The sequence below is a fragment of the Pseudoalteromonas sp. NH0006-46 genome (assembly GCF_057547735.1).
This window is the reverse complement of the sequence record NZ_BAAJML010000012.1, coordinates 25,781-49,565: the sequence shown is the minus strand read 5'-3', so window position 1 is coordinate 49,565 and position 23,785 is coordinate 25,781. Positions and strand designations below refer to the sequence as shown.

The 23,785-nt window shown below is 38.6% G+C and carries 19 protein-coding genes; 4 read left to right on the top strand and 15 right to left on the bottom strand.

Features of this window, described 5'->3' with window-relative positions:
• The first annotated feature begins 264 nt into the window (after positions 1 to 264).
• Both sppA and ansA read left to right on the top strand, forming a co-directional pair.
• Positions 265 to 2,130: a signal peptide peptidase SppA gene (gene sppA / locus AC27I2_RS17910; protein WP_487205065.1), complete on the top strand. Its 1,866-nt coding sequence runs from the start codon at positions 265 to 267 to the stop codon at positions 2,128 to 2,130.
• 81 nt (positions 2,131 to 2,211) lie between these two features.
• Positions 2,212 to 3,222, top strand: a complete 1,011-nt coding sequence (ansA, locus tag AC27I2_RS17905; RefSeq protein ID WP_058403933.1) for an asparaginase — start codon at positions 2,212 to 2,214, stop codon at positions 3,220 to 3,222.
• A gap of 67 nt (positions 3,223 to 3,289) precedes the next feature.
• Here the strand turns inward: ansA and gndA are convergent, their stop codons facing one another.
• Complete coding sequence (gndA, locus tag AC27I2_RS17900) at positions 3,290 to 4,663, bottom strand: NADP-dependent phosphogluconate dehydrogenase (protein WP_487205064.1); 1,374 nt, start codon at positions 4,661 to 4,663, stop codon at positions 3,290 to 3,292.
• A 378-nt stretch (positions 4,664 to 5,041) separates the two neighbouring features.
• Here gndA and pyk point away from each other — a divergent pair, with 378 nt between their 5' ends.
• Positions 5,042 to 6,478: a pyruvate kinase gene (pyk, locus tag AC27I2_RS17895; protein ID WP_058403931.1), complete on the top strand. Its 1,437-nt coding sequence runs from the start codon at positions 5,042 to 5,044 to the stop codon at positions 6,476 to 6,478.
• Positions 6,479 to 6,535: 57 nt separating this feature from the next.
• Here the strand turns inward: pyk and AC27I2_RS17890 are convergent, their stop codons facing one another.
• The 10 genes from AC27I2_RS17890 to thrS all read right to left on the bottom strand — a co-directional run bounded on the left by AC27I2_RS17890 (position 6,536) and on the right by thrS (position 16,997).
• A complete protein-coding gene (locus tag AC27I2_RS17890) occupies positions 6,536 to 7,360 on the bottom strand; it encodes a LytR/AlgR family response regulator transcription factor (RefSeq protein ID WP_058403930.1) in 825 nt (274 codons plus the stop codon).
• Positions 7,357 to 8,430 carry a sensor histidine kinase gene (locus AC27I2_RS17885; protein WP_058403929.1) on the bottom strand — a complete coding sequence of 358 codons (1,074 nt, stop codon included), beginning with the start codon at positions 8,428 to 8,430 and terminating at the stop codon, positions 7,357 to 7,359. The genes AC27I2_RS17890 and AC27I2_RS17885 overlap by 4 nt, the downstream gene beginning before the upstream one ends.
• Before the next feature lie 244 nt (positions 8,431 to 8,674).
• Positions 8,675 to 10,231: a SulP family inorganic anion transporter gene (locus AC27I2_RS17880; RefSeq protein ID WP_058551890.1), complete on the bottom strand. Its 1,557-nt coding sequence runs from the start codon at positions 10,229 to 10,231 to the stop codon at positions 8,675 to 8,677.
• Between the two features lie 114 nt (positions 10,232 to 10,345).
• Positions 10,346 to 10,804, bottom strand: coding sequence for an Lrp/AsnC family transcriptional regulator (locus tag AC27I2_RS17875; protein ID WP_002960703.1), 459 nt, complete (start codon positions 10,802 to 10,804; stop codon positions 10,346 to 10,348).
• Positions 10,805 to 10,919: 115 nt separating this feature from the next.
• A complete protein-coding gene (locus tag AC27I2_RS17870; protein ID WP_487205063.1) occupies positions 10,920 to 11,561 on the bottom strand; it encodes an MBL fold metallo-hydrolase in 642 nt (213 codons plus the stop codon).
• A 2-nt stretch (positions 11,562 to 11,563) separates the two neighbouring features.
• The gene (locus AC27I2_RS17865; RefSeq protein WP_487205062.1) at positions 11,564 to 13,381 is read right to left on the bottom strand and encodes a M14 family metallopeptidase; all 1,818 of its coding nucleotides are present in this window, start codon (positions 13,379 to 13,381) and stop codon (positions 11,564 to 11,566) included.
• Between the two features lie 297 nt (positions 13,382 to 13,678).
• Complete coding sequence (gene rplT, locus AC27I2_RS17860) at positions 13,679 to 14,038, bottom strand: 50S ribosomal protein L20 (protein WP_002960711.1); 360 nt, start codon at positions 14,036 to 14,038, stop codon at positions 13,679 to 13,681.
• Positions 14,039 to 14,053: 15 nt separating this feature from the next.
• Positions 14,054 to 14,254 carry a 50S ribosomal protein L35 gene (gene rpmI / locus AC27I2_RS17855; RefSeq protein WP_002960713.1) on the bottom strand — a complete coding sequence of 67 codons (201 nt, stop codon included), beginning with the start codon at positions 14,252 to 14,254 and terminating at the stop codon, positions 14,054 to 14,056.
• A gap of 212 nt (positions 14,255 to 14,466) precedes the next feature.
• Complete coding sequence (gene infC, locus AC27I2_RS17850; protein WP_006794470.1) at positions 14,467 to 15,027, bottom strand: translation initiation factor IF-3; 561 nt, start codon at positions 15,025 to 15,027, stop codon at positions 14,467 to 14,469.
• A gap of 59 nt (positions 15,028 to 15,086) precedes the next feature.
• A complete protein-coding gene (thrS, locus tag AC27I2_RS17845; protein WP_058403927.1) occupies positions 15,087 to 16,997 on the bottom strand; it encodes a threonine--tRNA ligase in 1,911 nt (636 codons plus the stop codon).
• A 358-nt stretch (positions 16,998 to 17,355) separates the two neighbouring features.
• Here thrS and AC27I2_RS17840 point away from each other — a divergent pair, with 358 nt between their 5' ends.
• The gene (locus tag AC27I2_RS17840; protein WP_058403926.1) at positions 17,356 to 17,802 is read left to right on the top strand and encodes a DUF3010 family protein; all 447 of its coding nucleotides are present in this window, start codon (positions 17,356 to 17,358) and stop codon (positions 17,800 to 17,802) included.
• A 76-nt stretch (positions 17,803 to 17,878) separates the two neighbouring features.
• On the opposite strand, the gene AC27I2_RS17835 is transcribed toward AC27I2_RS17840, so the two are convergent.
• Genes AC27I2_RS17835 through AC27I2_RS17820 form a run of 4 tightly spaced genes read right to left on the bottom strand, consistent with a single transcriptional unit; the run spans position 17,879 to position 23,701 of the window.
• Positions 17,879 to 18,808, bottom strand: coding sequence for an alpha-E domain-containing protein (locus AC27I2_RS17835; protein WP_058403925.1), 930 nt, complete (start codon positions 18,806 to 18,808; stop codon positions 17,879 to 17,881).
• Between the two features lies 1 nt (position 18,809).
• Positions 18,810 to 20,264: a circularly permuted type 2 ATP-grasp protein gene (locus tag AC27I2_RS17830; RefSeq protein WP_058403924.1), complete on the bottom strand. Its 1,455-nt coding sequence runs from the start codon at positions 20,262 to 20,264 to the stop codon at positions 18,810 to 18,812.
• Positions 20,265 to 20,306: 42 nt separating this feature from the next.
• Positions 20,307 to 21,185: a transglutaminase family protein gene (locus AC27I2_RS17825; protein WP_058403923.1), complete on the bottom strand. Its 879-nt coding sequence runs from the start codon at positions 21,183 to 21,185 to the stop codon at positions 20,307 to 20,309.
• Entirely contained in the window at positions 21,182 to 23,701 is a 2,520-nt protein-coding gene (locus AC27I2_RS17820) for a circularly permuted type 2 ATP-grasp protein (protein WP_487205061.1), read from the bottom strand. Before AC27I2_RS17820 ends, AC27I2_RS17825 begins: the two co-directional genes overlap by 4 nt.
• Between the last annotated feature and the right edge of the window lie 84 nt (positions 23,702 to 23,785).

Below are 23,785 nucleotides of genomic sequence, written 5' to 3'. Positions count from 1 at the left end.
CCTGTGTAGATTCACTAATTCTGCTTCAACGACAACGAATAAGCAATATTTGCATGTATTTATTTGATACTTTAGCCACGCTTAAAATACGTACTCATATCAAAATTACTATTTAATGCGTGCATGTATAGCATAATAAAACCATTGTTTTCGGTATCTTAAACGTATTTATAAACACTTCGTTACGATTTAGCAGTTAAATTTATATTTATTCTAGGATAAGATGAAACAAATGTATTAGCTGTACCAAATTAAGGAGCTATTTTGATAGCAAAAATTTTTAAAGGTATTTGGGCTGGAATAAACTTTTCTCGTCGATTAATTATTAACTTTTTGTTTGTGCTACTTGTTATTGTATTTATTGCAGGTATTTCAAGCGACGAAGACAAAATAATAGTTGATGAAGGCTCTGTTCTTCGATTAAACCTAAATGGTCCATTGGTTGAAGAAAAATTATATATAGATCCTATTGAAGCCGCTTTAAATGATGCAACCTCAGGTAACGATGAGCCAAGCGAAATTTTACTTGACGATGTTATTGAAGTTATAAATGAAGCAACAAAAGATAGCCGAATTAGTGTACTTCTGCTTGACCTGCAAGAAATGCCTAAAGCGCATTTAAACAAGCTTAAGCAAATTACCAACGCGATTGAAGGCTTCAAACAGGCTGGTAAAAAAGTAATTGCTACGGGTTACTACTACACACAAGCTCAGTATTATATTGCTGCACATGCTGACGAAATAGCAATGCACCCTTACGGTAGTGTCGCTATTGAAGGCTACGGAATGTATCCACTTTATTTTAAAGACGCACTAGAAAAACTAGAAGTAACGCAGCATATTTTCCGTGTTGGTACATTTAAATCAGCTGTTGAGCCCTTTATTCGTAACGATATGTCTGATGCAGCTAAAAAAGCAAACCGAGTATGGTTGGGTGCGCTTTGGAGTGAATATAAGCAAGATGTATCGTCAGTTCGCCCATTTGATGAGTCAAACTTTGATGAAACTATGGATGCTTACTTAGAAAAAATGCAAGCAGCTAACGGTGATGCGGGTAAATACGCATTAGATAATCAATGGGTTGATTCACTTAAAACGACTCAACAAGTGCGCCAACAACTCATAGACTTAGTCGGTGCGCAAGAAGATGGTAAAACATTTAAGCAAGTGTCATTTCGTGAGTACCTAAGTTTAGTTAAACCGCCTGTTGTATTTGACAACCCTATTACTGAAAAAGTAGCGGTTGTGGTAGCGAGAGGCACTATTGTTGATGGTGAGCGAAGAGCAGGCGAAATTGGTGGCGACTCTACTGCAGCCTTACTACGTAAAGCACGACTAGACGATAAAGTTAAAGCCGTAGTACTGCGTATTGATTCGGGTGGCGGTAGTATGTTTGCCTCAGAAGTTATTCGTGCTGAAGTATTAGCGCTCAAAGCGGCTGGTAAACCTGTAATTGCATCAATGAGCTCTGTTGCCGCCTCTGGTGGTTATTGGATTGCATCTGCAGCTAATGAGATTTGGGCTGCACCAAGTACGATTACTGGCTCTATTGGCGTGTTTGGTACGTTTATGACATTTGAAAATACATTATCAAAAATTGGTGTGTATTCTGACGGTGTTGCTACTACCGAAATGGCTGGTTTTTCAGTCACTCGCCCGCTTAACGAAAAAATGGCTCAAGTCATTCAAATGAGTGTTGAAGAAGCTTATGGCCGCTTTTTAGATGTTGTTGCACAAGCGCGAGGCATGACACCAGAGCAGGTTGATGCAATTGCACAAGGTCGAGTTTGGATCGCATCTCAAGCTCTTGAACTGGGATTAATTGATAAACTTGGTGACAAACAAGATGCAATTGATGCTGCAGCCGCGCTTGCTAAATTAACTAACTACGATGTGAAAACAATCACTCAAGATTTAAGCCCGCAAGAAAAAATGCTGCAAGATATCTTTGGCAGCGCATCGGTTCAGTCCATGCTGGGAGTACAATCAACTACCCCATCGGTTTTAGCAACACAAGCTAATTTACAAAGCGTAGTGAAGCAGTTAAGTTCTGAACTAGAAAACCTTAAAGATTATAACGATCCACAAGGTGTATACGCACGCTGTTTAGAATGTAATGTTGCACAATAAAAGTGCATAAGCACCACTCGTTGCTTTATTTACTTTAGCGACAGGTTATACTAAGCCCAGTTTTTTTACTGGGCTTTTTTTATGAAACGTAAACGCATATATATCGCTTACACAGGCGGTACCATAGGGATGAAAAAATCAAGTCGCGGCTATATTCCCGCTGAAGGTTTTTTAACAGAAACGGTTATGAATAATGCTGAATTTAATCGTGATGAAATGCCCTTGTTTGATATTCACGAATACTGCCCTCTTATCGATTCTTCTGACATGTCTCCTGCACATTGGCAGCTCATTGCCGATGATATAAAAAGCAAATATCAGCAATACGATGGATTTGTCGTATTACATGGTACCGATACCATGGCCTATACAGCCTCGGCACTTTCCTTCATGTTTGATAATTTAACTAAGCCCGTTATTGTTACCGGCTCACAGATCCCGCTTTCTCAACTTCGTTCTGATGGACAGGTTAATTTATTAAATGCTATGTATCTTGCTGCAAACTACCCAATTGCAGAAGTAAGCTTGTTTTTTAATAACCAGTTATTTAGAGGTAATAGAGCCACTAAAGCGCATGCAGATGGTTTTGATGCTTTTGCTTCACCAAATTTAGAGCCTCTTGCATTATCAGGTATTAATATTCAACTTATCAAAGGCCAACTGAGCCCTTATGTTGAAAATGAACTTCAAGTTACCACTATAACGCCACAACCAATTGGCGTGCTTTATTTATACCCTGGAATAAGCACCGAGGTGGTCAGAAGCCTTGTAAACGATAACATTAAAGCCTTAGTGTTATTAAGTTTTGGCGTGGGCAATGCACCTCAGGACGATAAGTTTCTTTCTGTGCTAAGTGACGCAAGTAAAAAAGGGATGATCATTGTTAATCTAACACAATGCCTGAAAGGTCAGGTCAATATGGGCGGTTACGCAACTGGCAACGCATTGTTAAATATTGGCGTTATTAGTGGTTATGATATGACATTAGAAGCCTGCTTAACAAAGCTTCATTACCTATTCAGCCAAAATCTAGAAATCGAAACTATTCGTCATTTAATGCAAGATAATATGCGCGGCGAATTAACTCGATAAACAATTACAGGCACCTGTAAATCAAAAAGGCACGCGTATAGCGTGCCTTTTTTTGTTTAATAATGAATTAGCGCACCTTAGCGTCAATCTCTACTAAGTCAGTTAAGTGACATGTCTCGCCGCTGTGGGTTTTAATGCCGTGCTCACCAAAGTAATCACGCTGGGCTTGAACTAAGTGCCCATTACTTGGTGTTGTTAGCGTTGCTAAGTAAGTTTGTGTTGAGCTTAATACTGGAAACGCCAGGCCAGACATAACAGCATGTCCTGTTACCTTACGCAATGCATTGGCTTCTTTATCAAGCGAGTCTATAAATTCGACACCTTGCGCTACGCTGTCAAGGTAATCAGCTCGAATGATACAACCTGCACGCCAAGTTTGTAATGTTTTCGAAAGATCTACCTTCCATTGATGTGTCCGAGAGGCTCCCTTAATTAACGCAAGGCCTTGGCGATAAGCTAAAAGACTCGCTAACGTAAACGCATCTTTAAGCTCTTCAAGGTCAATATCAACGGTATTAGTTGATTTTGAAGCATAGGTCATTTCTTGTGCCGCAGTTGTATCGCATGCATTGGTTAGATGTCGAGCTTGAACAGCAGCAACCAGTGAGGGTACTGCAATTCCTAACTCAAGTGCATTTTGTGCCGTCCACAAACCAGTACCTTTAGCGCCAACTTTATTATCAATCAGGTCTACTAGAGGCACATTTTTATCATTTTCAAGGGTTAATATATGACTTGAAATAGCGAGTAAGTAACTATTCAACTGCCCTTCTGACCATTCGTCAAATATTGCCGCGACTTCTTTTGGAGAACGGTTTGTACCTAAGCGGAGTAATTGATACATCTCTGCAATTAGTTGCATAAGCGCATATTCAATACCGTTATGAACCATTTTCACAAAGTGTCCACTGGCTGACTGGCCAACACGCGCAAAACAAGAGCTACCGTTATAGCTTGCAGCTACTTTTTCAAACCATGGCTCAATGCGTTCCCAGCCACCTTCTGATCCACTGGCCATCATTGCCGGACCATGGCGAGCGCCTTCTGCTCCGCCTGAAATACCCATAGTGGCAAACTCAAATTTGTTTTGAAACTTTAGCTTGCGAGTAATACCGTCTTTATAATTACTGTTACCACAGTCGACTATAATATCATCACACTCTACGCCTGCGTCTACCAGTTCGTTACAAACGGTATCGACTAACTCACCTGCAGGAACAAGCAATAAAATAGAGCGAGGTGCTTCTAAACGCCTTACCATGTCTCCTAAATCAGAGACAATGTGAAGTCTATCAGCCATGCCTTGAGATTTAGCACAGCTTATTAACTCTTCACCCGCATGTGGGTTTTTGTCATAAGCAACAAGCGTTATCCCTTTATCTATTAAGTTTAGGGCAAGATTTTTCCCCATAACGCCTAACCCGACTAATGCAACTTGCATTTAGTGTCCTCCTCGGTAACAACTATTTGGTTAGAAAATTCAGTGTATTCATTAAATAATACCGCGTGCATTATACTCATGCAGTCATAAAATGCTAACCATGAGCCAATACAACATGCTTTTTTATTAAAGATAAATAAGCTTTGTAATTATATCAAACATCAATGCTCTAGGGGTGACTTAAAGCACAGCTATTTGAAATTAAGATCATTGACGCATTTTGACACCGGTGTCATAATGATGACACAATAGTTTTGTATAAAATAGTGGCAATTCGTTCAGCTTTGCCTACAACTTAAGATATTGCTTTTTTAAGCTGTATTCTTCGTAAACAAAATAACCGTCAACCTGCTTTCACCAAGCACACAGGAGAAATTGATGCTAAGACGCACAAAAATAGTCGCTACCCTTGGGCCTGCTACCGATAGAGATAACAACCTAGAAAAAATCATTCGCGCAGGCGCAAACGTAGTACGTTTAAACTTCTCACACGGTGTGGCACAAGATCATAAAGACCGTGCACAAGCAGTTCGTGATATTGCAAAACGATTAAACAAACACATTGCTATACTTGCCGATCTTCAAGGTCCTAAAATCCGAGTTTCAACGTTTAAAGAAGGCAAAGTAACCCTAGCAGTGGGTGCTAAGTTTATTCTTGATGCTAAAATGGAAAAAGGCCAAGGCGATGTAAACGCTGTAGGTATCGATTACAAAGAGCTTCCACAAGATGTATCTCCTAACGATTTACTTCTTTTAAATGATGGTTTAATTCAACTTACGGTTGATAAAGTAGTTGATCATCTCGTTCACTGTACTGTTACAGTGGGAGGCGTTTTATCAAACAACAAAGGGATTAACCGTTTGGGCGGTGGATTAACAGCTCCAGCGTTTACCGAAAAAGACAAAGAAGACTTAATCACAGCAGCAGAAATCGATGTAGATTATATTGCGGTTTCTTTCCCACGTAGTGGCGATGACATGCGTTACGTTCGTTCATTAGCAGAAGCTGCTGGCTCTAAAGCTCAACTTCTAGCAAAAATTGAACGCGCTGAAGCTGTAGAAACACAAGAAGCCATCGATGATATTGTGCTTGCTTCGGACGCTGTAATGGTTGCACGTGGTGACTTAGGTGTTGAAATTGGCGATGCTGCGCTAATGGGCAAGCAAAAGCTTATTATTCGTCGTGCACGTTCGTTGAACCGTACTGTTGTTACAGCCACGCAAATGATGGAATCGATGATCGATAACCCAATGCCAACACGTGCTGAAGTAATGGATGTTGCAAACGCAGTGCTTGATGGGACTGATGCTGTAATGCTTTCTGCAGAAACAGCTGCTGGCGATTACCCTGAAGAAACGGTAGCAACTATGGCACGCGTTTGTTTAGGTGCTGAGTCACAAAAAGAAACGCATGTATCTAAACACCGTTTAGATAGTCGTTTCTCTAATAATGCTGAATCAATTGCTCTATCGGCTATGTATGCAGCAAACCATTTAGATTCTGTTAAGGCTATTGTAACGCTTACTGAATCTGGTAGCACAGCAAAACTGATGTCACGCATAAGTTCTGGCTTACCAATTTATTCGTTGTCACGTCATGCCAGTACACTTGGTCAAACTGCACTTTATCGTGGTGTTTATCCGGTGTTTTTTGATTCAACACAAACAGAAAAAGATGCAATGGTTAAAGCAGCATTAGATACACTTGTTGCTCAAGGTTCATTGGCTTCAGGTGATACTGTGATTTTAACGCATGGTGATTCAATGGAAACTGTGGGCGCAACAAATACAATGAAAATTGTTACTGTTGAGTAATTAAAGTTTTCTAAAAAAATGCGAGCTTAGCTCGCATTTTATATTCTTAAACTTATATTAACTAGCCAACGCTGCTTTTACTTTATCACGGTAACTACGACTAACTTTTAGCTCTTGACCATTCTCTAAAACAAGTAAATATTCACCACTGACCTGTGTAACTAATTTACTGATTTGTTTTGTATTAACAATTGCGCTGCGATGAACCCTTACAAATAAATGAGGGTCTAGCTCTTGCTCAAGTTCTTTCATTGTTTTTCGTAGTATATGTGTTTGCCCATCTTGGCAATGTAAGCACATATAATCCCCGGCTGCGTCAACCCATTGAATAGTTGCTGCTGGAACACGGATAATTTCGCCCTGCTCTTTTACGGCTAAGGATTCTGGGTAACGTTTATCAGCTAAAGTATCACCGGTTGCCAGTTTTTTGAGAATTTCTTCACAATTATTTCCGGTAATGCCAGCTACAAAACTCGCGAGTTTTTTCTTATGGGCGTTGTCTTGTTGCGTTTTTAAATAGGTATGCACTTTTTCTACCGCCTGTTTTAGTCTGTTATCATCAACGGGTTTTAAAATGTAATCCAATGCATGAATTTCAAATGCTTTCACCGCAAATTGATCGAATGCGGTAACAAACACGATTGCCGGAAGTATTTTAGTGCTTTCACTTAACGCGCGAGCAACTTCAAAGCCATTCATGCCTGGCATTTGAATATCTAAAAATACTAAATCTATTTTTTCGTTTTTACACGTCTCTATTGCATCTGCACCTGAACTGCATAATTTAATAACTTCAATGTCATCAAATTCTGAAAGCCTTACATCCAAGCCTTTGCGCGCTAATGGTTCATCATCAACAATAAGCGTTCTGATTTTCATCATTTCTTCACAGCCTTCTCAAACGGCACTCGCAGATTAACCTTTAATCCACTTGGCGTATTATGTGATAATACAAACGAATAATTATTTTCGTAGAGCGTTTTTAATCTATCTTTGGTATTTGCAATACCAACACCTTGTGCGTTAACAAGCTTGCCATTTTCTAATTCGGTGCCAGGCCCATTATCTCCCACTTCAAGGAGTAATTCGTTAGCAAACACTTGGGCTTTAATATCTATTACCCCACCTTCAGATAAGTGGGCAATCGCATATTTAATTGCGTTTTCAATAATAGGTTGCAGTATAAGGCTAGGAACTAATGCTTGCTTAGCTTGTTCGCTTACATCTATGTTTACTTTTAATCGTTCATCAAAACGAACTCGTTCAATATCTAAATATAATTTTAACGCATGCAACTCTTGCTCAAGTGGTACCTTTTTTATGGGATCTGTATTTAGGGTATACCTTAAAAAGTCACTTAATTTAGACACCATTAAGTTAGCATCTTTATTTTCTTTTACCAAAACTAATGTTGAAATAGCATTTAACGTATTGAATAAAAAATGCGGGTTAAGCTGGTATCTAAGCATTTTTAATTGGGCTTCGTGCGCCATTGTAGTTGCTTTTAATGCTTTTTGACGTTCACTTTGTAATAGCTGATAATATTTAACACCAAAGTATAAGCCACTCCAACATAAAATAATGTAGACCGAATCTAAACCTTGTTGAAGATAATAAAACCACTCTTCAGGTCTGTAACCATGGCGATATATCTCCCATAGATTAAACTTCTGTACAACAGCCCATAAGGTACCCGTAATATAAGATGCACCAAACACCACTAACATAAGCACTATAGGTGAAGCATTCCAAACTGTACGGTAAATATAGCGAAGTGGTACTGTCATCAAACAGCCAGCATAAGCATTTAATAATATAACGAATACGTAAATATCACGCATTTCAAATACTTTAGAACCAATGTAATTGACAAGCGCATACCCTATCCAGCCCGCAATCTGCAAAAGCCAAAAAAAGCGCTGACGGTTATCAATTAAAGATTGCCAATTCAAAATTTACATCGTCTCCAAAATAGTAACTACTTTAAAATCTATTTTTAGTGTGTATTTATTAATAACTAAATAGTTTTATAAATAAACTGAATAATATCGTCATCTATTATATAGATTTACGAGGATATTTAGCACTACCGCCTATCTTAGTTTTTAATACAATCAACGCAAACTATACTCACACGCAATAAAAAAGCGAAAGGTGTTATCCTTTCGCTTTCATAAATACGTTGATAGTTAGTGTTTAAGCTAGTTTATCTGACGCAACTTTATAAGTAGGATCTTCTATTACATTGACCTCAACTAAATCACGCGCTTTGTGCAATAACTGAGTACAGTCTTTACTTAAATGACGCAAATGAAGCTGCTTACCCGCTTTAGTATATTTATCAGCTAATGCGTCAATAGCCTCTATTGCACTGTGATCTGATACACGGCTATGTTTAAACTCTACAATAACGTTCTCTGGGTCATTTTTAACATCAAATAATTCAGAAAAGTTTTTAACTGAACCAAAAAATAATGGCCCATGTAACTCATATACTTTTGAGCCTTCTTCATCAATGTAGTTTGTTGTGTAGATATGTTTAGCATGTTGCCATGCAAAAACAAGTGCAGACACAATCACACCTACACACACTGCAATCGCTAAATCGGTAATCACGGTTACACCCGAAACTAACACGATTACAAAGGCATCTGACAATGGTACGCGCTTCATCATTTTAAAGCTTGCCCATTCAAATGTACCAAGCACAACCATAAACATAACCCCCACAAGTGCAGCGAGTGGGATCATTTCAATTAAGCTTGATGCAAAAATGATAAACGCAAGCAGCATTAAGGCTGCACTTATTCCCGATAAACGAGAGCGGCCGCCCGAATTAATATTAATCATTGATTGGCCAATCATTGCACAACCGCCCATTGCTCCAAAAAAACCACACGTTATATTTGCAGCGCCTTGGCCAATACACTCTTTGTTACTGTGACCACGTGTTTCAGTAATTTCATCAATTAAGCTAAGCGTTAATAATGACTCTATCAGGCCGATAGCAGCAAGTATAAGTGCGTAAGGGAAGATAATTTGCAGTGTTTCTAAATTAAATGGCACCATAGGAATATGAAACTCTGGCAACCCACCTGCGATTGTTGCTGCTTCATCACCTGTCATCCCTTTTAAAAAATCTAATACGGTATGTGCTTCAAGGTCTAAACCAATAACTAAGCCTGTCACCGTTACAATCGCAACTAAAGATGAAGGAATAGCCGTTGTTAACTTTGGAAGGAAATGAATAATAGCCATTGTTAACGCAACAAGCCCTAACATAATAAACAATGGTTCACCTGTCATCCATTGCTGACCGCCCATACCATCAGGTACTTTAAACTGACCTAACTGGGCTAAAAATATAACAATAGCTAAGCCGTTTACAAACCCTAGCATTACAGGATGCGGTACCATACGTATAAACTTACCGAGCTTGAATATTCCCGCGAGTATTTGCAAAATACCCATCAGAAGTACGGTTGCAAAGAGATACTCAACACCATGATCAAGCACTAAACTTACCATTACAACCGCTAAAGCACCGGTTGCACCTGAGATCATGCCTGGGCGGCCACCGAATATAGCCGTAATTAAACCTACGATAAACGCGGCATATAGACCAACTAAAGGTTCTACATTTGCAACAAAGGCAAACGCAACAGCTTCTGGCACTAGGGCTAACGCCACAGTTAAACCAGATAGAATATCGTTTTTAGCTGAGCTTGGCGCCCTGCTTAGTAAGTTAAACATTGAGATCCTCAGGTGTATTTTGGGTATAAAAAAAGCGCTAAATTTTAGCAAATTAGCGCTCATTTAACAATTACATTGTGTTTTTAAACTAAATAGCTTTAAAAAGTTATCTGTTTACAAAGGTAGAGATGTGCTGCGTTTTACACAGGTCATTGTCACGTTTGAATGCACTTCCTGTACGTACTCTAAACTTAATAAATTATCTCGAACAAAATGTTCGTAGCCTTCTATCCCTTGTGAGATTATTCGCAACATAAAATCCATTGTGCCTGCCATTGTATAACACTCAGTGACCTCATCGTAACTCATGATCAATTTTTCAAATTCAGCTAGATTTTTTTTACCGTGATTAGATAAACGCACATGTGCGTACACCAACATATCAAAGCCAAGTTTCTTCTCATCTAACAATGCCACTTTGCTTTTTATGTAGCCGTCTTGCTCTAGTTTAGCAATTCGACGCCAACAAGGTGATTGAGATAAGCCGACTTTATCTGCTATTTCAGCAGTTGATAGACTTGCGTCTTGTTGCAAAAGTGCCAAAATTTGGCGATCTACGTGATTTAGAGACATTTTATTTCTTATTTATCAAATAAACTGGTTAAATTATACAACCATTTTTAAAAACAGTCTGCTTATTTTTAATTTTTCTATGTATAAATTACTCATAATTAATACATTTAACTCACTAGCCGTACTGCCCACTTACAAAAGGATTCGTTTTAATTTCATGCTCAACGGTTGTTTCACCGCCATGGCCAGACAAAATCGCGGTCTGTAAAGGTAAGGTTAGTATATGAGCCTTAATAGACTCTATAAGTTGTTGACTATTCCCTCTAGGAAAGTCAGTACGTCCTACAGAGCCTTTAAATATAACATCACCAACAATGACACATTGTTGGTTTTTTTCGTAAAATACAATATGCCCTGGTGTATGGCCTGGGCAGTGAAATACATCAAATGTTAACTTACCTAGACTCAAAGTATCACCGTGCGATAACCATTCGTCTGGGTAAAATGGTTTAATAGGTGAAAAACCAAACATTTGAGCTTGCATTGATAAATTTTCAAACCAAAAATGTTCATCCTTGTGTGGGCCAATAATCTTAGTATTAAACTGCTTACGAAGTACGTCTGCTCCACCAACGTGGTCTAAGTGCCCATGGGTTAACCAAACAGCTTTAAGGGTTAAATTATTACTCGTTAAAGCTGCAATTATCTTATCGCTGTCACCGCCAGGATCAACAACGACTGCTTCTTGGGTACTTTCGCAAGCTATTATTCTGCAATTTTGTGCAAAAGGAGTCACTGGTATTGTTATAATTCTCATCACTATATTTCTTTATCTTTTTGATCTGGTATTGCTATTTCTTCTTCAAACGACATAAGTATTGGGTACTTTAGATATGCTTCATCATAAAATGGGCTGTGCTGATACAACCAATCTAAGCGAGCATCAGCATCACTTGCAAATGACTTTTCAGTTTTTAATTTTTGGTCAAATTGTAAAGCTAGTTTTGGCTGTTCTTTTAACATATTACGAGCAAAAGGGATCAGCGCGTAATTTTCCATATACTCAGTGCGCTGAAAAATCGTGTTAAACTCTCCCCATGAAAAAAACGAGTCAGGCGCCTCTGGATGCAGTAGATGAACAGCCAATTCCCCTGCTTTTTGTTGAGTTGTAACTTCAAACCAACCATCTAAGTTTACATTAATAGCAGGTTTATAATCGAAAGTGGCTGTTACCCTAAACCTTCCTTCAAACGGTGACTTAGCAAACGAGTGCTCATCTATTTTTGCCTGCTTTAATGGTTGTGTGTTTTCACCAACTAATTTATTCACAGACACACCATGAAGCGACAGTTTTTCAATTAAATCGGTGTAAACAGGTGGTATAAAAAATGCCTTAGGTACTTCAATACGTTTTTGTACATCTTTTTGCCAATATACAGGTAAATTTGTATAGTCTTCTTTCTCGCCAATATATTGAACTTCTGTTTGACCCGATAACGTACTCACTTTTGACGTATAACGAATACCTTTAAATGCAATTTCTACAGGGTCTTTACTATAGCCTCGTTGAACAATAAGCTGCTTTGGTACAAATGCGTGTTCTTTTTTTACTGCATTAGCTAGTTCATGTCCATGCTTTGATAAAGCATCAATTGCCCCGTCAATAAACACATAAGTGCCCAATACACGCTGCTTATAAGGTTTTAATGAGTGGTTTTCGACTAAAATTGTAGGTAATGATTTTAAGTCACCCCAACCGTTCGAAAACCGGGGTGTAGCAACCCAACCCGCAAGCCCTTCTTTAAAGTTTCGCTTATTCATAACAAATACAAGAGGCCCAGGAATATGCCCTTGTGATGCTAACTTATTATCTATGACCGGTTTAAAGTATCTATCTAACGTATCAGCAATAGCAGGAGATTCACTTGCAAAAACCGGATTATATCCATAGGTCACATCGTATTGATAATCGGCACCGTCAGTAACATGCACATCAATATAAAGGTTTGGGTTATAGTCATTAATAACCTTTAAAACACTTTTAACTTCGGGTGTTTCAAGTTTTGTGAAGTCACGGTTTAAATTTAAATTATTTGCATTGGTTCTAAAACCCATTTTACTCGGGCCGCGTTGATTAATGCGATTAAAATGGCTGCTTCTTTCATGTCCGTCAACGTTTAAGATTGGGATAAATAAAATATTTACTTTCTTTAAAATATCTCTACGTTTGCCTGTAGCTATGTCCCGTAACAACATAAACATGGCGTCTTTACCGTCAATCTCGCCAGCGTGAATTCCCGCTTGAATAAGCACTGTTGGCTTAGTGCTATTGGCAAGCTGATCTGCATCAAAAAAACCTTGCTCAGTCGCCACAACCATTTTAATAGCACGCTTACTATTACTAAAACCTATTATTTGCGATTTAAATTGAGTCGGATTTGCAGCAACTAAACGCTCTACAAAAGCCATTGTGTTGTTGTAATCCGGAGATATATAACCATCTGAAAGCTCAAAATCCGTTGTCAGGGGCCCCGCCTGTTGTATCAGCGATAAACTTTCTCCCTCCCAAGGTAGCAAAGGGGGTAAATGGCTATCGTAAGTCATACTTGCAGTTAAAAAGAGTAAGCTGGCTAACATATTATTCTCAAAAAACGCTTTAATAGCCAAATTATAACAACTTAACCAATCGTTACGAAAAAACTGCGGTAGTTCAACAAAAAACACAGCCTAAGGTAAGTTAATAATGTATCAGGAATGTTTTATTGAGATTAAAGCATAATTAGCATCCAATTAAATACAGCTTAGCCTTTAAATTAATAACGGATTATTTTGCTTGGGAAGTTAGAGTAGCTCTTGTATGTTGGGGGTTTTATATCAAATTTTAGGCACAAAAAAAGGAGCCAATGGGCTCCTTTTCAGTTCTTATAAAAAAGCTTAAGCGGCTAGGCCTTCTTTAGCTTTTTCTACAAGCGCTGCGAATGCAACTTGGTCGTAAACAGCGATATCTGCAAGGATCTTACGATCGATTTCTACAGACGTCTTTTTAAGACCATTGATAAAACGGCTGTAAGACAGACCATTTTGACGTGAAGCAGCATTGATACGTGCAATCCATAATTGACGGAAAGTACGTTTCTTCGCACGACGGTCACGGTAAGCGTATTGACCCGCTTTAGTAACAGCCTGGAAAGCTACGCGATAAACACGTGAACGTGCTCCGTAGTAACCTTTTGCTTGTTTTAAAACTTTTTTGTGACGTGCACGTGCGACAACGCCGCGTTTAACTCTTGCCATTTCTAAAAACCCCTATTAAGCGAACGGTAACATACGTGAAACTAGACCATGGTCATTTTTATGAACCATCATCTTAGGACGTAGGTGTAACTTACGCTTAGAAGTTTTCTTAGTCAGAATATGACGAAGATGCGCTTGTTTACGCTTGAAACCGCCAGAAGCAGTCTTTTTGAAACGCTTAGCAGCGCCACTGTGACTTTTTAGCTTATAAGCCATTGCAATAACTCCAATTGTATTGCTTTTAAATTAGTAAGCAGGCGTGAGATATATTTCTATAGCTCCACTTTTAGGCCTAACTTACTGCCATGTTCCGGTGAAAGCCCAACATAAAATGCTGCAACTTTACTTTAAAACCGGTTAACTCAGGTGAATATTTACATATTGCTTGCAGACCTGAGCTAAATTCGGTGCGCATTATTACTTAAAAATTACTTTTTAGCAATAGGTGCCATCATCATAACCATTTGACGGCCTTCAACGCGATTTGGGAAAGACTCTACTACTGCTAAGTCTTCTAAATCGCCTTTAACGCGGTTTAATAGTTCGATACCAATTTCTTGGTGAGCCATTTCACGGCCACGGAAGCGGATGGTAATTTTAGCTTTATCGCCAGCTTCTAAGAACTTACGTAAGTTGCGAAGCTTAACCTGATAGTCACCTTCATCCGTACCAGGACGGAATTTGATTTCTTTAATCTGGATTTGCTTTTGCTTCTTCTTCTGCTCTTTCAGTTCTTTGCTTTTTTCAAAGATGAACTTACCGTAGTCCATAACCTTACAAACAGGCGGCTCAGCGTTAGGGCTAATCTCTACAAGATCAACACCCGCTGCATCAGCCATAGCTTGTGCGTCTTTTAATGACTGAATGCCAGCTTGTTCGCCGTCGATGTCGATTAAACGAACTTCTTGAGCTGTAATTTCTTCGTTAATACGATTTTTTTGAGCTGTTTGTTGCCCTTTCTTGCCGCCTCTAATGGTACGTTCCTCCAAGAATATCAATAATATAAGCGTGTAGATGGCTTTTAGTAATTGCCCTACACGCTCGATTTTTACTGTCGATTTTTAATCTCTTCGCTTATTTTAGCTACAAAATCATCGACATTAAATTTACCCAGGTCTTCACCTGTTCGCGTACGTACTGCTACTTCTTGTTGTTCAACTTCTTTATCGCCAACAACTAATAAGTAAGGTATACGCTTTAATGTATGTTCACGGATTTTAAAGCCAATCTTCTCATTTCTCAAGTCAGCAGCGGCTCTAATTCCAAGTTTATTTAATTTTTGTACAATTTCCTGCACATAAGGTGCTTGTTTATCAGTGATATTCATAATCACTACTTGCTTTGGTGCAAGCCACGTAGGGAATAAACCAGCATACTCTTCAGTCAAAATTCCGATAAAGCGCTCAATTGAGCCCAAAATAGCACGATGTATCATAACAGGTGTGCGTCGTTCGTTATTTTCTGCTACATAAGTAGCACCTAAACGACCCGGTAATGCAAAATCTAGTTGCACTGTACCACACTGCCACGCTCTGTCTAAACAATCGTACAAAGTAAATTCAATTTTAGGGCCATAAAACGCCCCTTCACCAGGAAGGTAATCAAATTCGATGTCGTTTGCTTTTAGTGCATCGGCTAATGCAACTTCAGCTTTGTCCCAAATTTCATCGTCGCCAATACGTTGTTCCGGGCGAGTTGAAAGCTTAACCACAATCTTTTCAAAACCGAATGTCTCATAAGTATCATAAACCATCTTAATACACGCTGACACTTCGTCCATTACCTGCTCTTCTGTACAGAAAACGTGAGCATCATCTTGTGTAAAGCCACGTACACGCATTAGTCCGTGTAAAGCACCTGATGGCTCATTTCGGTGACAACAGCCAAACTCGGCCATACGTAATGGTAAGTCGCGGTACGATTTTAAACCTTGGTTAAAAATTTGTACGTGACCTGGGCAGTTCATTGGCTTAATTGCATATTCACGCTTTTCAGATTCTGTAGTAAACATGGCGTCTGAATATTTTTCCCAGTGACCTGATTTTTCCCATAACGAACGGTCCATCATCATCGGACCTTTTACTTCTTCGTATTGGTACTCACGTAATTTTTCACGCACAAACTCTTCAAGCTCGCGGTAAATGCTCCAACCATCGTTATGCCAAAATACCATACCTGGCGCTTCTTCTTGCCAGTGCCATAAATCTAGAGCCTTACCTATACGACGATGATCACGTTTTTCAGCTTCTTCTAAACGCTTTAAATACGCTTTAAGTTGCTTTTTATCACCCCACGCTGTGCCGTAGATACGCTGTAACATTTTGTTTTCAGAGTCACCACGCCAGTATGCACCTGCTACTTTCATTATTTTGAAGTTTTGGCAGAATTTCATGTTTGGTACGTGAGGACCACGACACATGTCTACATATTCTTCGTGATGGTATAATCCTGGACGATCATCTTTTGCAATGTTCTCGTCCAAAATTTCAATTTTGTATGTTTCGCCACGCGCTTCAAACGTATCGCGAGCTTCTTGCCAGCTTACTGTTTTTTTCACTACGTCGTAGTTTGTTTTTGCAAGTTGTAGCATACGCTTTTCAATGGCATCTAAGTCATCTTGTGACAAAGAATGTTCCATATCGATATCGTAGTAAAAACCGTTATCAATAGTTGGACCAATAGCCATTTTAGCTTCAGGGAAAAGTTGCTTAACTGCATGTCCAATCAAGTGAGCACAAGAGTGGCGAATAATTTCTAGGCCGTCGTCATCTTTAGCAGTAATGATTTCAAGGCGAGAATCTTCACTAATTAGGTCACACGCATCAACACGATCACCATTAACACGACCTGCTATGGTTGCCTTAGCAAGACCAGGGCCAATATCATTTGCTACGTCAAGAGTACTTACAGGGTTTTCGAAACTACGCTGACTGCCGTCAGGAAGAGTAATAACTGGCATTATAAATCCTTACATACAGTGGTGACACCTACAATGTATCACGTGTATTTTTAAATAAAATTAAATGAGAATGACTCGACAACGCTCTTACGAATAAGCATTGACTATTTTTCGCCAAACAGGCTGCTGTAGATGCTGAGTCTGCTCAACTACAAAAATATATTGTCGCGTGAGCGAGAAACAATTACAAGTTTAAAGGCTCTGTTAAAGGTGTTATTTTACTTAAGTTTGTAAATTTAGATAAAAACAATGACAATTTTGAGAAATGCGTAATAAAATTTCGTCTTATTGCTTATTCTCGCAATTTAATAGATGTTGCGTATAATACACAACAATTAAGTTTTATTAGAGAACAGCAATGAGAACATGTGGTGTAGAAATTACCGGTAGTGACGTACTACTTTGTATTTTAAGTAAAGATAACGACGTTTTTGACATTCGCGATGTGCGCCAAACACGTTTTACCTTAGGTAATGGTAACGACACTGAAGTAATGCGCAAATTTCAATTTGATTTTGCAAAACTAATGCAAGATTACCAAATTGACTCTGTGGCTATTCGCGAACGCCAACCTAAAGGTAAATTTGCAGGCAGCGCTAAAGGTTTCAAAATGGAAACCGCTATTCAGTTAATTGAAAACCTAGATGTTCGCGTGTTCTCAACAACTGAAATTAAAGAACAAGTGAAACGTAACCCTATCCCTATTGCTTTTGAAGAAACCGGCCTTAAAAAATATCAAGAAAATGCGTTTGTTAATGCCTACGTATACATAATGAAAAAAACGTACCGTAGCGACGAAATGTAATTTAACAAGCTTTAAAGTAAAAACGCGCCTAAATGGCGCGTTTTTTATGCATAAAACCGAATGATTTTAATTGTAGTTACTCAGCTGGCTTTAAAAAATAAGTGTGTGCAAATTCATTATGAATACCCGCTAATTCAATTTGTATTTGGTCAATATATTTATGCAAAAAACCATTTTTTAATTGCCTTACTTCTTCTGATTTTAACTCTTTAATTGCAATCTCAATTAAATCGATAATACCTTTTGAATTTGGTAAAACACTTACCTGCTTTTTTAACTCCATTAAACAAAACATTATAGAGCGAGGAAACACTTTACTGTGCATTATAAATTCAAGCACATCTGAGCGCTGCACGCGTACACCCATCTCTTGTCGGTACATTTGGTACGCACTGAGTGAACGTAATAAACTTATCCATTGAATATTTTCAAATGGTTTTGCTTCATCGCTAGTAATAAGTGTTTCTGAGCGAATATCTAAAATTCGCGAGGTCATATCTGCGCGCTCTATTAATGAGCCAAAGCGTATAAAAGTAAATCCATGATCGTGGTTAATTGTCGCATCTAACGCACCAAAAATTAAATGAGCTGACTCAATGATTTGTTTTAAATAAGCAAATCGACCGCGCTTTGTTAACCCTTCTTTTTGGTTATCTTTTACATAATAATATAAAGAGTTAATTTCTTCCCATACATCACGCGGGATCACGTCACGAATGGTACGTGCGCTTTCGCGAGCACTAATAATCGAATTTAATATCGAGGAGTTATTATCACTACCTACCAATAAATAACACAGCGCTTTTTGCTCGCTATAATCGGTATGGTTTTCTTGGTATGCTTTTCGCGCGCCAATAATATCTATTAACGGCTCCCACCCAGTACAAACACCTTTTGGTAAGTCCATCATTAGCATATTATTTACGTTGATTAAACGAGCCACATTTTCAGCACGTTCAACATAGCGAGCAACCCAATATAAAGTTTCACCTACTCTTGATAACATATTATTTAGCCTCCTCGTCCACAATCCATGTATCTTTGCTGCCACCGCCTTGTGATGAATTAACGACTAAAGAGCCTTTAACCATCGCAACTCGCGTTAAACCGCCTGTCGTTATTTGTGTGTCCTTACCTGATGATAAAATAAACGGCCTTAAATCAGCGTGGCGCCCATCTACCTGCGTTCCATCAAGCGTGGGGACAGTTGATAAATCAAGTGTTGGCTGTGCTACCCAGTTGCGCGGATCCGCTTTGATTTGAGCAATCGTTTCTTGTTGTTCTTTTTTAGTCGATTTAGGGCCAATTAATAATCCATAACCGCCAGACTCGTTAGCTGGCTTCACAACAAGCTTATCAATGTTTTGAATGACATGGTCACACTCTTTAGGATCGAGGCATTTAAAGGTCGGTACGTTTTCAAGCTTAGCTTCTTCACCCAAATAATACTTTATTATTTCAGGTACATATGCATAAACAACTTTATCATCGGCAACACCTGCACCAGGTGCATTCACAAGGGCTACGTTCCCTTTAGACCATGCACGCATCAAACCAGGGACACCTAATTGGGACTCAGGTAAAAATGCTTCTGGGTCTAAAAATAAGTCATCTATTCGACGGTAAATTACATCAACTCGTTGTAATCCAGTTATGGTTCGCATGTATACACAGTCGTCTTTTTCGACGACTAAATCTCTACCTTCCACCAGCTCACACCCCATCTCTTGAGCAAGGTAACAATGCTCAAAATATGCCGAGTTAAATACGCCAGGTGTTAGTACAACCACTTCGGGTTTATCTTGCTTACGTGGAGACATAGCCGCTAACATATCAAATAATTGCGATGGATAATCATCAACAGGTAAAATAGTAGTTTGTTCAAATAGTTCAGGAAAAACCCGCTTCATTACAGAGCGGTTTTCAAGCATGTAGGATACGCCAGAAGGCACACGCAGGTTATCCTCAAGTACATACATAGTGCCGTTGCCATCGCGCACTAAATCAGAGCCACAAATGTGTGCCCATATTTTATTAGGTGGGTTAATGCCTACACACTGAGACCTAAAGTTAACGGACTTTTCTAGGAGTCCTTTTGGGAAAATCCCATCTTTTATAATTTTTTGATCGTGATATAAATCATCAATAAATAAATTTAAAGCCTCAACGCGCTGTTTTAAACCAACCTCTACACTTTGCCATTCTTTTTTACCAATAGTGCGTGGGATAATATCAAACGGCCACGCTCTATCGATCATGTTACCTTCGTTGTAAACCGTAAAGGTAATACCCATTTCCTTAATTGCTAAATCAGCAACCGCTCTAGCTTTTATGAGTTCTTCTTCAGATAAACCAGCAAAAAATTGCGCAAGCTGTTTGCCATGCGATCGAATATTACCTTGTGCGTCTATTAATTCATCAAAAAAGCCATTCGTTTGGTACGTTTTCCAATCAATTTTCATACACCCTTCCGTCTTATCCATAATAACTATGAAGTTGTTAATTTATTCTAATCGAATCATATCTACAGCTACGTCAAGTAGTTGAGAACCCCCACCAAATACAACACCTTTAAGCGGTGTTACATCAGAAAAATCACGCCCTACTGCAAGTGTTATATGTTGCCCACTTGGTAAAATATTATTTGTTGGATCAAAGTCTACCCAACCAAAATCAGGAACAAACAGTGCAAACCATGCATGGGTTGCATCTGCGCCTTCAAGCTTTTCTTCACCTTCAGGTGGTAGTGTTTCTATATAGCCGCTAACATACCTAGCAGCTAAGCCAATGCTGCGTAAACACGCGAGTGCAAAGTGTGCAAAGTCTTGGCAGACGCCCCTTTTTTGTGCAAAAACAACACTTAAAGGTGTGCTTATAGTTGTAAAACCGGGATCATAGTGAAACTCATGAAATATTCGTGCCATTAAATCCTTACAGGCATCTATCAAATTAGCATTAGGTAAGAACGACACTAACGCATAATCCTTATAGGCTTCTTCAATGGGTGTAAGCTGAGAGGGCAAAATAAATTCAGATATTTTTAATAATTGTGCTGTATTTGGTCTTGCTAAAAAATTACGCGCTTCTTCCCAGCTAATGACAGCAGTATTTAAGTTTTTATTTGCAGTCGTAATTAGTTCAACTTCACTTATCATAGTCACTGTTAGTTTTTTATGTTGCGTTACTATTTCAAACGTAGTGACTTTATTATCAAAGTAATCTATGAATTCTTGAACATAGTTAGCAATAGGCTCTATCTCTATGCGGCTACTATGACAAATTTGCCCACGATTAGTTTTAGGTGTTAAACGTGCTTGGTTTTGGCACAAACTTACAAAATCAGTATAGTTATAGGTTGTCGAGTGCTTAATTTTATATTTCACGATTGAGCTTGCTCAATATTGGTCCAATTCAATTTATTAGCCGTTTGTGTGTGAGAAAAATACTGCATTAATAATACATCACAAAAAGTATCTAGGTTTACTCTTATGTTATGGTTAAATTCAATTAAATGTTTGCGCTGTCCGCTTTCTGTTGTTTGTAGATAATCTTTTTCGGTTACATAACAACTCGTTTTGGAGAGTAAAATAGCTTTTTCATGAGCTGCAATTACGCCTTGCCTGCGTTTATTGGGTAAATGTTGGCAAAGCTGATTTATTTGCTCAAGTTGAAATAATAGTGAGCGAGGATACTCTGCATCTAATAATAGTAACTCAAGCCCCGTACCTATTGTTTGATACATTCTATAGCGGCGTTTATGAGTTACTAAACTCACTTGGCTGCTTAGTACGGCCTCTAATAAACCTAGCTCTTCAGGTTCATCTAGTTTTTGGGTGAGTAATGTATTTCCCAAAGAGATTATTTGAAGACTGCGCTCGATGCGCCTACCTATCTCAAGTAAAAACCAACCATTACTGTTTGGCATACAATCTGCCAGAGAGCCGTTAAAAGCCATAATAAGGCCAATCACTTTATCTAAAATACTTTGAATGGTGCGCGTAGATATATTGATATTAACGTGCTTAAGTATTTTTATTTGCTCGTTCATTTCATCAATAATACGACGACTATCATGTGATAACAGCTCTTGTACTTGTACCGATGCATTAGCTAAATATTTAAGCGTATTAATAATACTGCCAGCACATTGCTCATCTGCAAGTAACACAAAAGAACTTTGCTTAGCATCGCGGGTTTCAAATTCCTCATTTGTAATACTTTGCTCAATATACGGGTATACAATATGTTGCGACTTAATAGCAGTGAGTAACCTAGTAACAATATTACGCCTTATTAAATCGGGATATATAGCAAGTTCTGTATAGCGGTCGATAAAAATACGTAGAATCCTAATCGTATTTTCACAGCGTTCTAAGTAACGTCCAAGCCAAAATAAATGCTCAGCGGTCCTACTTGAAATAATTCCTTCTAGTAGGGTAACGTCCATTCTTTTACGAATAGGTACCGGTGCATTTTGTTCTTCTAATTCAATATTATCGACCGTGTTTACCCATGTATCTTTGAGGCCCCCTGATTTACCAGCTGAATTTCGTGCCTGTGTAGATAAACACAAAGCCGAAGGCAGAACCTCTATACCTTGCTCTGTTGTTAACGCATAGCATCTAAAAATAACAGGTTTGGCTATTAGCTTACCGTCTTGCCAAAAGGGGGCACTACTAAATACAGGCTTTTCTTGAAAGTAGTACGCATCTGGATTTTGTTGAATATGTTGTTTAATTTTTTTTTCGTCTAATACACCATCGAGCTTAAAATCGGGGTTTTTGAAGCTTGTGAATTCAAGTGTGCTCCAATCTAAGTCATCAGCTTCAGTGGCTTTATAATACTTAGCCCCTGGAATTAATAATGGCTCACCTAAAAGCTGCTCACATAGCTTATTTAAGTTAAATTGAATAGCTGCAGATGACAATACACCACTACCAAACGGATTTAAAACTTTAACGGTGCCCTCGCGTACAGCTTGTAATAACCCTGCAATACCGTGTAATGAATATTCAGTTTGTTCCAATGAGTCAATACTATTGTCGGGGATCCAACGCAAAATCACGTTGATTTTTCCAAGCCCCTGCAATGACTTTAGCCACACTTCGCCGTTTCTTACCGTTAAGTCGGCGCTTTGTACTAAAGTATAGCCAAAGTAGGTTGATAAAAACGCATGCTCATTATAGTTTGGATCGTCTATACCTTGGGTTAAAATAACAATTCGAGGGTCATCCATATAATGAATATATTCATTAATACCCTCTTGAAATAGGTTTAAAAAGTCTTTTATTTGCTGCACATTGCATTCGGCAAATTCTTCAGCCATTACACGGCGCGCAATAATCCTACTTTTTAGTAATAACCCAAGCCCAAGTGGGCATTGGCAGTGATCTTTTAATACTTTAAATTCGCCAGAAGGCGTTCGATACACATCAAGTGCCGTAAAAAATAGTTTAAGCTCGTCTTTAGGTAAACTAAAGCCCTCACGCATAAAGTGACTGTCTTGATACAGGTTTTCGGCACTAATGTGCCCATTTAAAAGTAGCTTTTGCTCAGAATAAATATCATTTTGAACTTTGTTAAGTAGTGAGGTGCGTTGCTTGATCCCTTTTTCAAGGGCTTTCCAATCATTGCCGGAGAACATAAATGGCAGTGGATCTAAGTCCCATTGTTGATTGTTTTCACTTTTAATATTGCCATTTTGCAGAAGCTGACGAATTTCAATTGCTCGGCTGCTTAAGTCTACGCTCGTTAAGCTTGATAAACGATTAAATAATGTATCCCAATGCTCAGGCCTCAAACCACTGTGATTTGCTAACTCGTCATGCCCGTGGCCTTTTTCAAGATACACAGACAACCACTGTGGTAACTCAGGCATTGCGTTATTATTTATATACAAATTAAAGTGCTCCATCTTAAAGTTATATCGTTAACTTTAAAGCTAGGATTGAATATAGGTTATCCCACTTTAATTAATTTAAAA

Bases quoted from the DNA above. Each gene is read 5' to 3' on its own strand.
- ansA (WP_058403933.1), top strand. From the start codon at position 2,212: ATGAAACGTAAACGCATATATATCGCTTACACAGGCGGTACCATAGGG.
- gndA (WP_487205064.1), bottom strand. From the start codon at position 4,663: ATGCAAGTTGCATTAGTCGGGTTAGGCGTTATGGGGAAAAATCTTGCC.
- pyk (WP_058403931.1), top strand. From the start codon at position 5,042: ATGCTAAGACGCACAAAAATAGTCGCTACCCTTGGGCCTGCTACCGAT.
- AC27I2_RS17890 (WP_058403930.1), bottom strand. From the start codon at position 7,360: ATGATGAAAATCAGAACGCTTATTGTTGATGATGAACCATTAGCGCGC.
- AC27I2_RS17880 (WP_058551890.1), bottom strand. From the start codon at position 10,231: ATGTTTAACTTACTAAGCAGGGCGCCAAGCTCAGCTAAAAACGATATT.
- AC27I2_RS17875 (WP_002960703.1), bottom strand. From the start codon at position 10,804: ATGTCTCTAAATCACGTAGATCGCCAAATTTTGGCACTTTTGCAACAA.
- AC27I2_RS17870 (WP_487205063.1), bottom strand. From the start codon at position 11,561: ATGAGAATTATAACAATACCAGTGACTCCTTTTGCACAAAATTGCAGA.
- AC27I2_RS17865 (WP_487205062.1), bottom strand. From the start codon at position 13,381: ATGTTAGCCAGCTTACTCTTTTTAACTGCAAGTATGACTTACGATAGC.
- rplT (WP_002960711.1), bottom strand. From the start codon at position 14,038: ATGGCAAGAGTTAAACGCGGCGTTGTCGCACGTGCACGTCACAAAAAA.
- rpmI (WP_002960713.1), bottom strand. From the start codon at position 14,254: ATGGCTTATAAGCTAAAAAGTCACAGTGGCGCTGCTAAGCGTTTCAAA.
- thrS (WP_058403927.1), bottom strand. From the start codon at position 16,997: ATGCCAGTTATTACTCTTCCTGACGGCAGTCAGCGTAGTTTCGAAAAC.
- AC27I2_RS17840 (WP_058403926.1), top strand. From the start codon at position 17,356: ATGAGAACATGTGGTGTAGAAATTACCGGTAGTGACGTACTACTTTGT.
- AC27I2_RS17835 (WP_058403925.1), bottom strand. From the start codon at position 18,808: ATGTTATCAAGAGTAGGTGAAACTTTATATTGGGTTGCTCGCTATGTT.
- AC27I2_RS17830 (WP_058403924.1), bottom strand. From the start codon at position 20,264: ATGAAAATTGATTGGAAAACGTACCAAACGAATGGCTTTTTTGATGAA.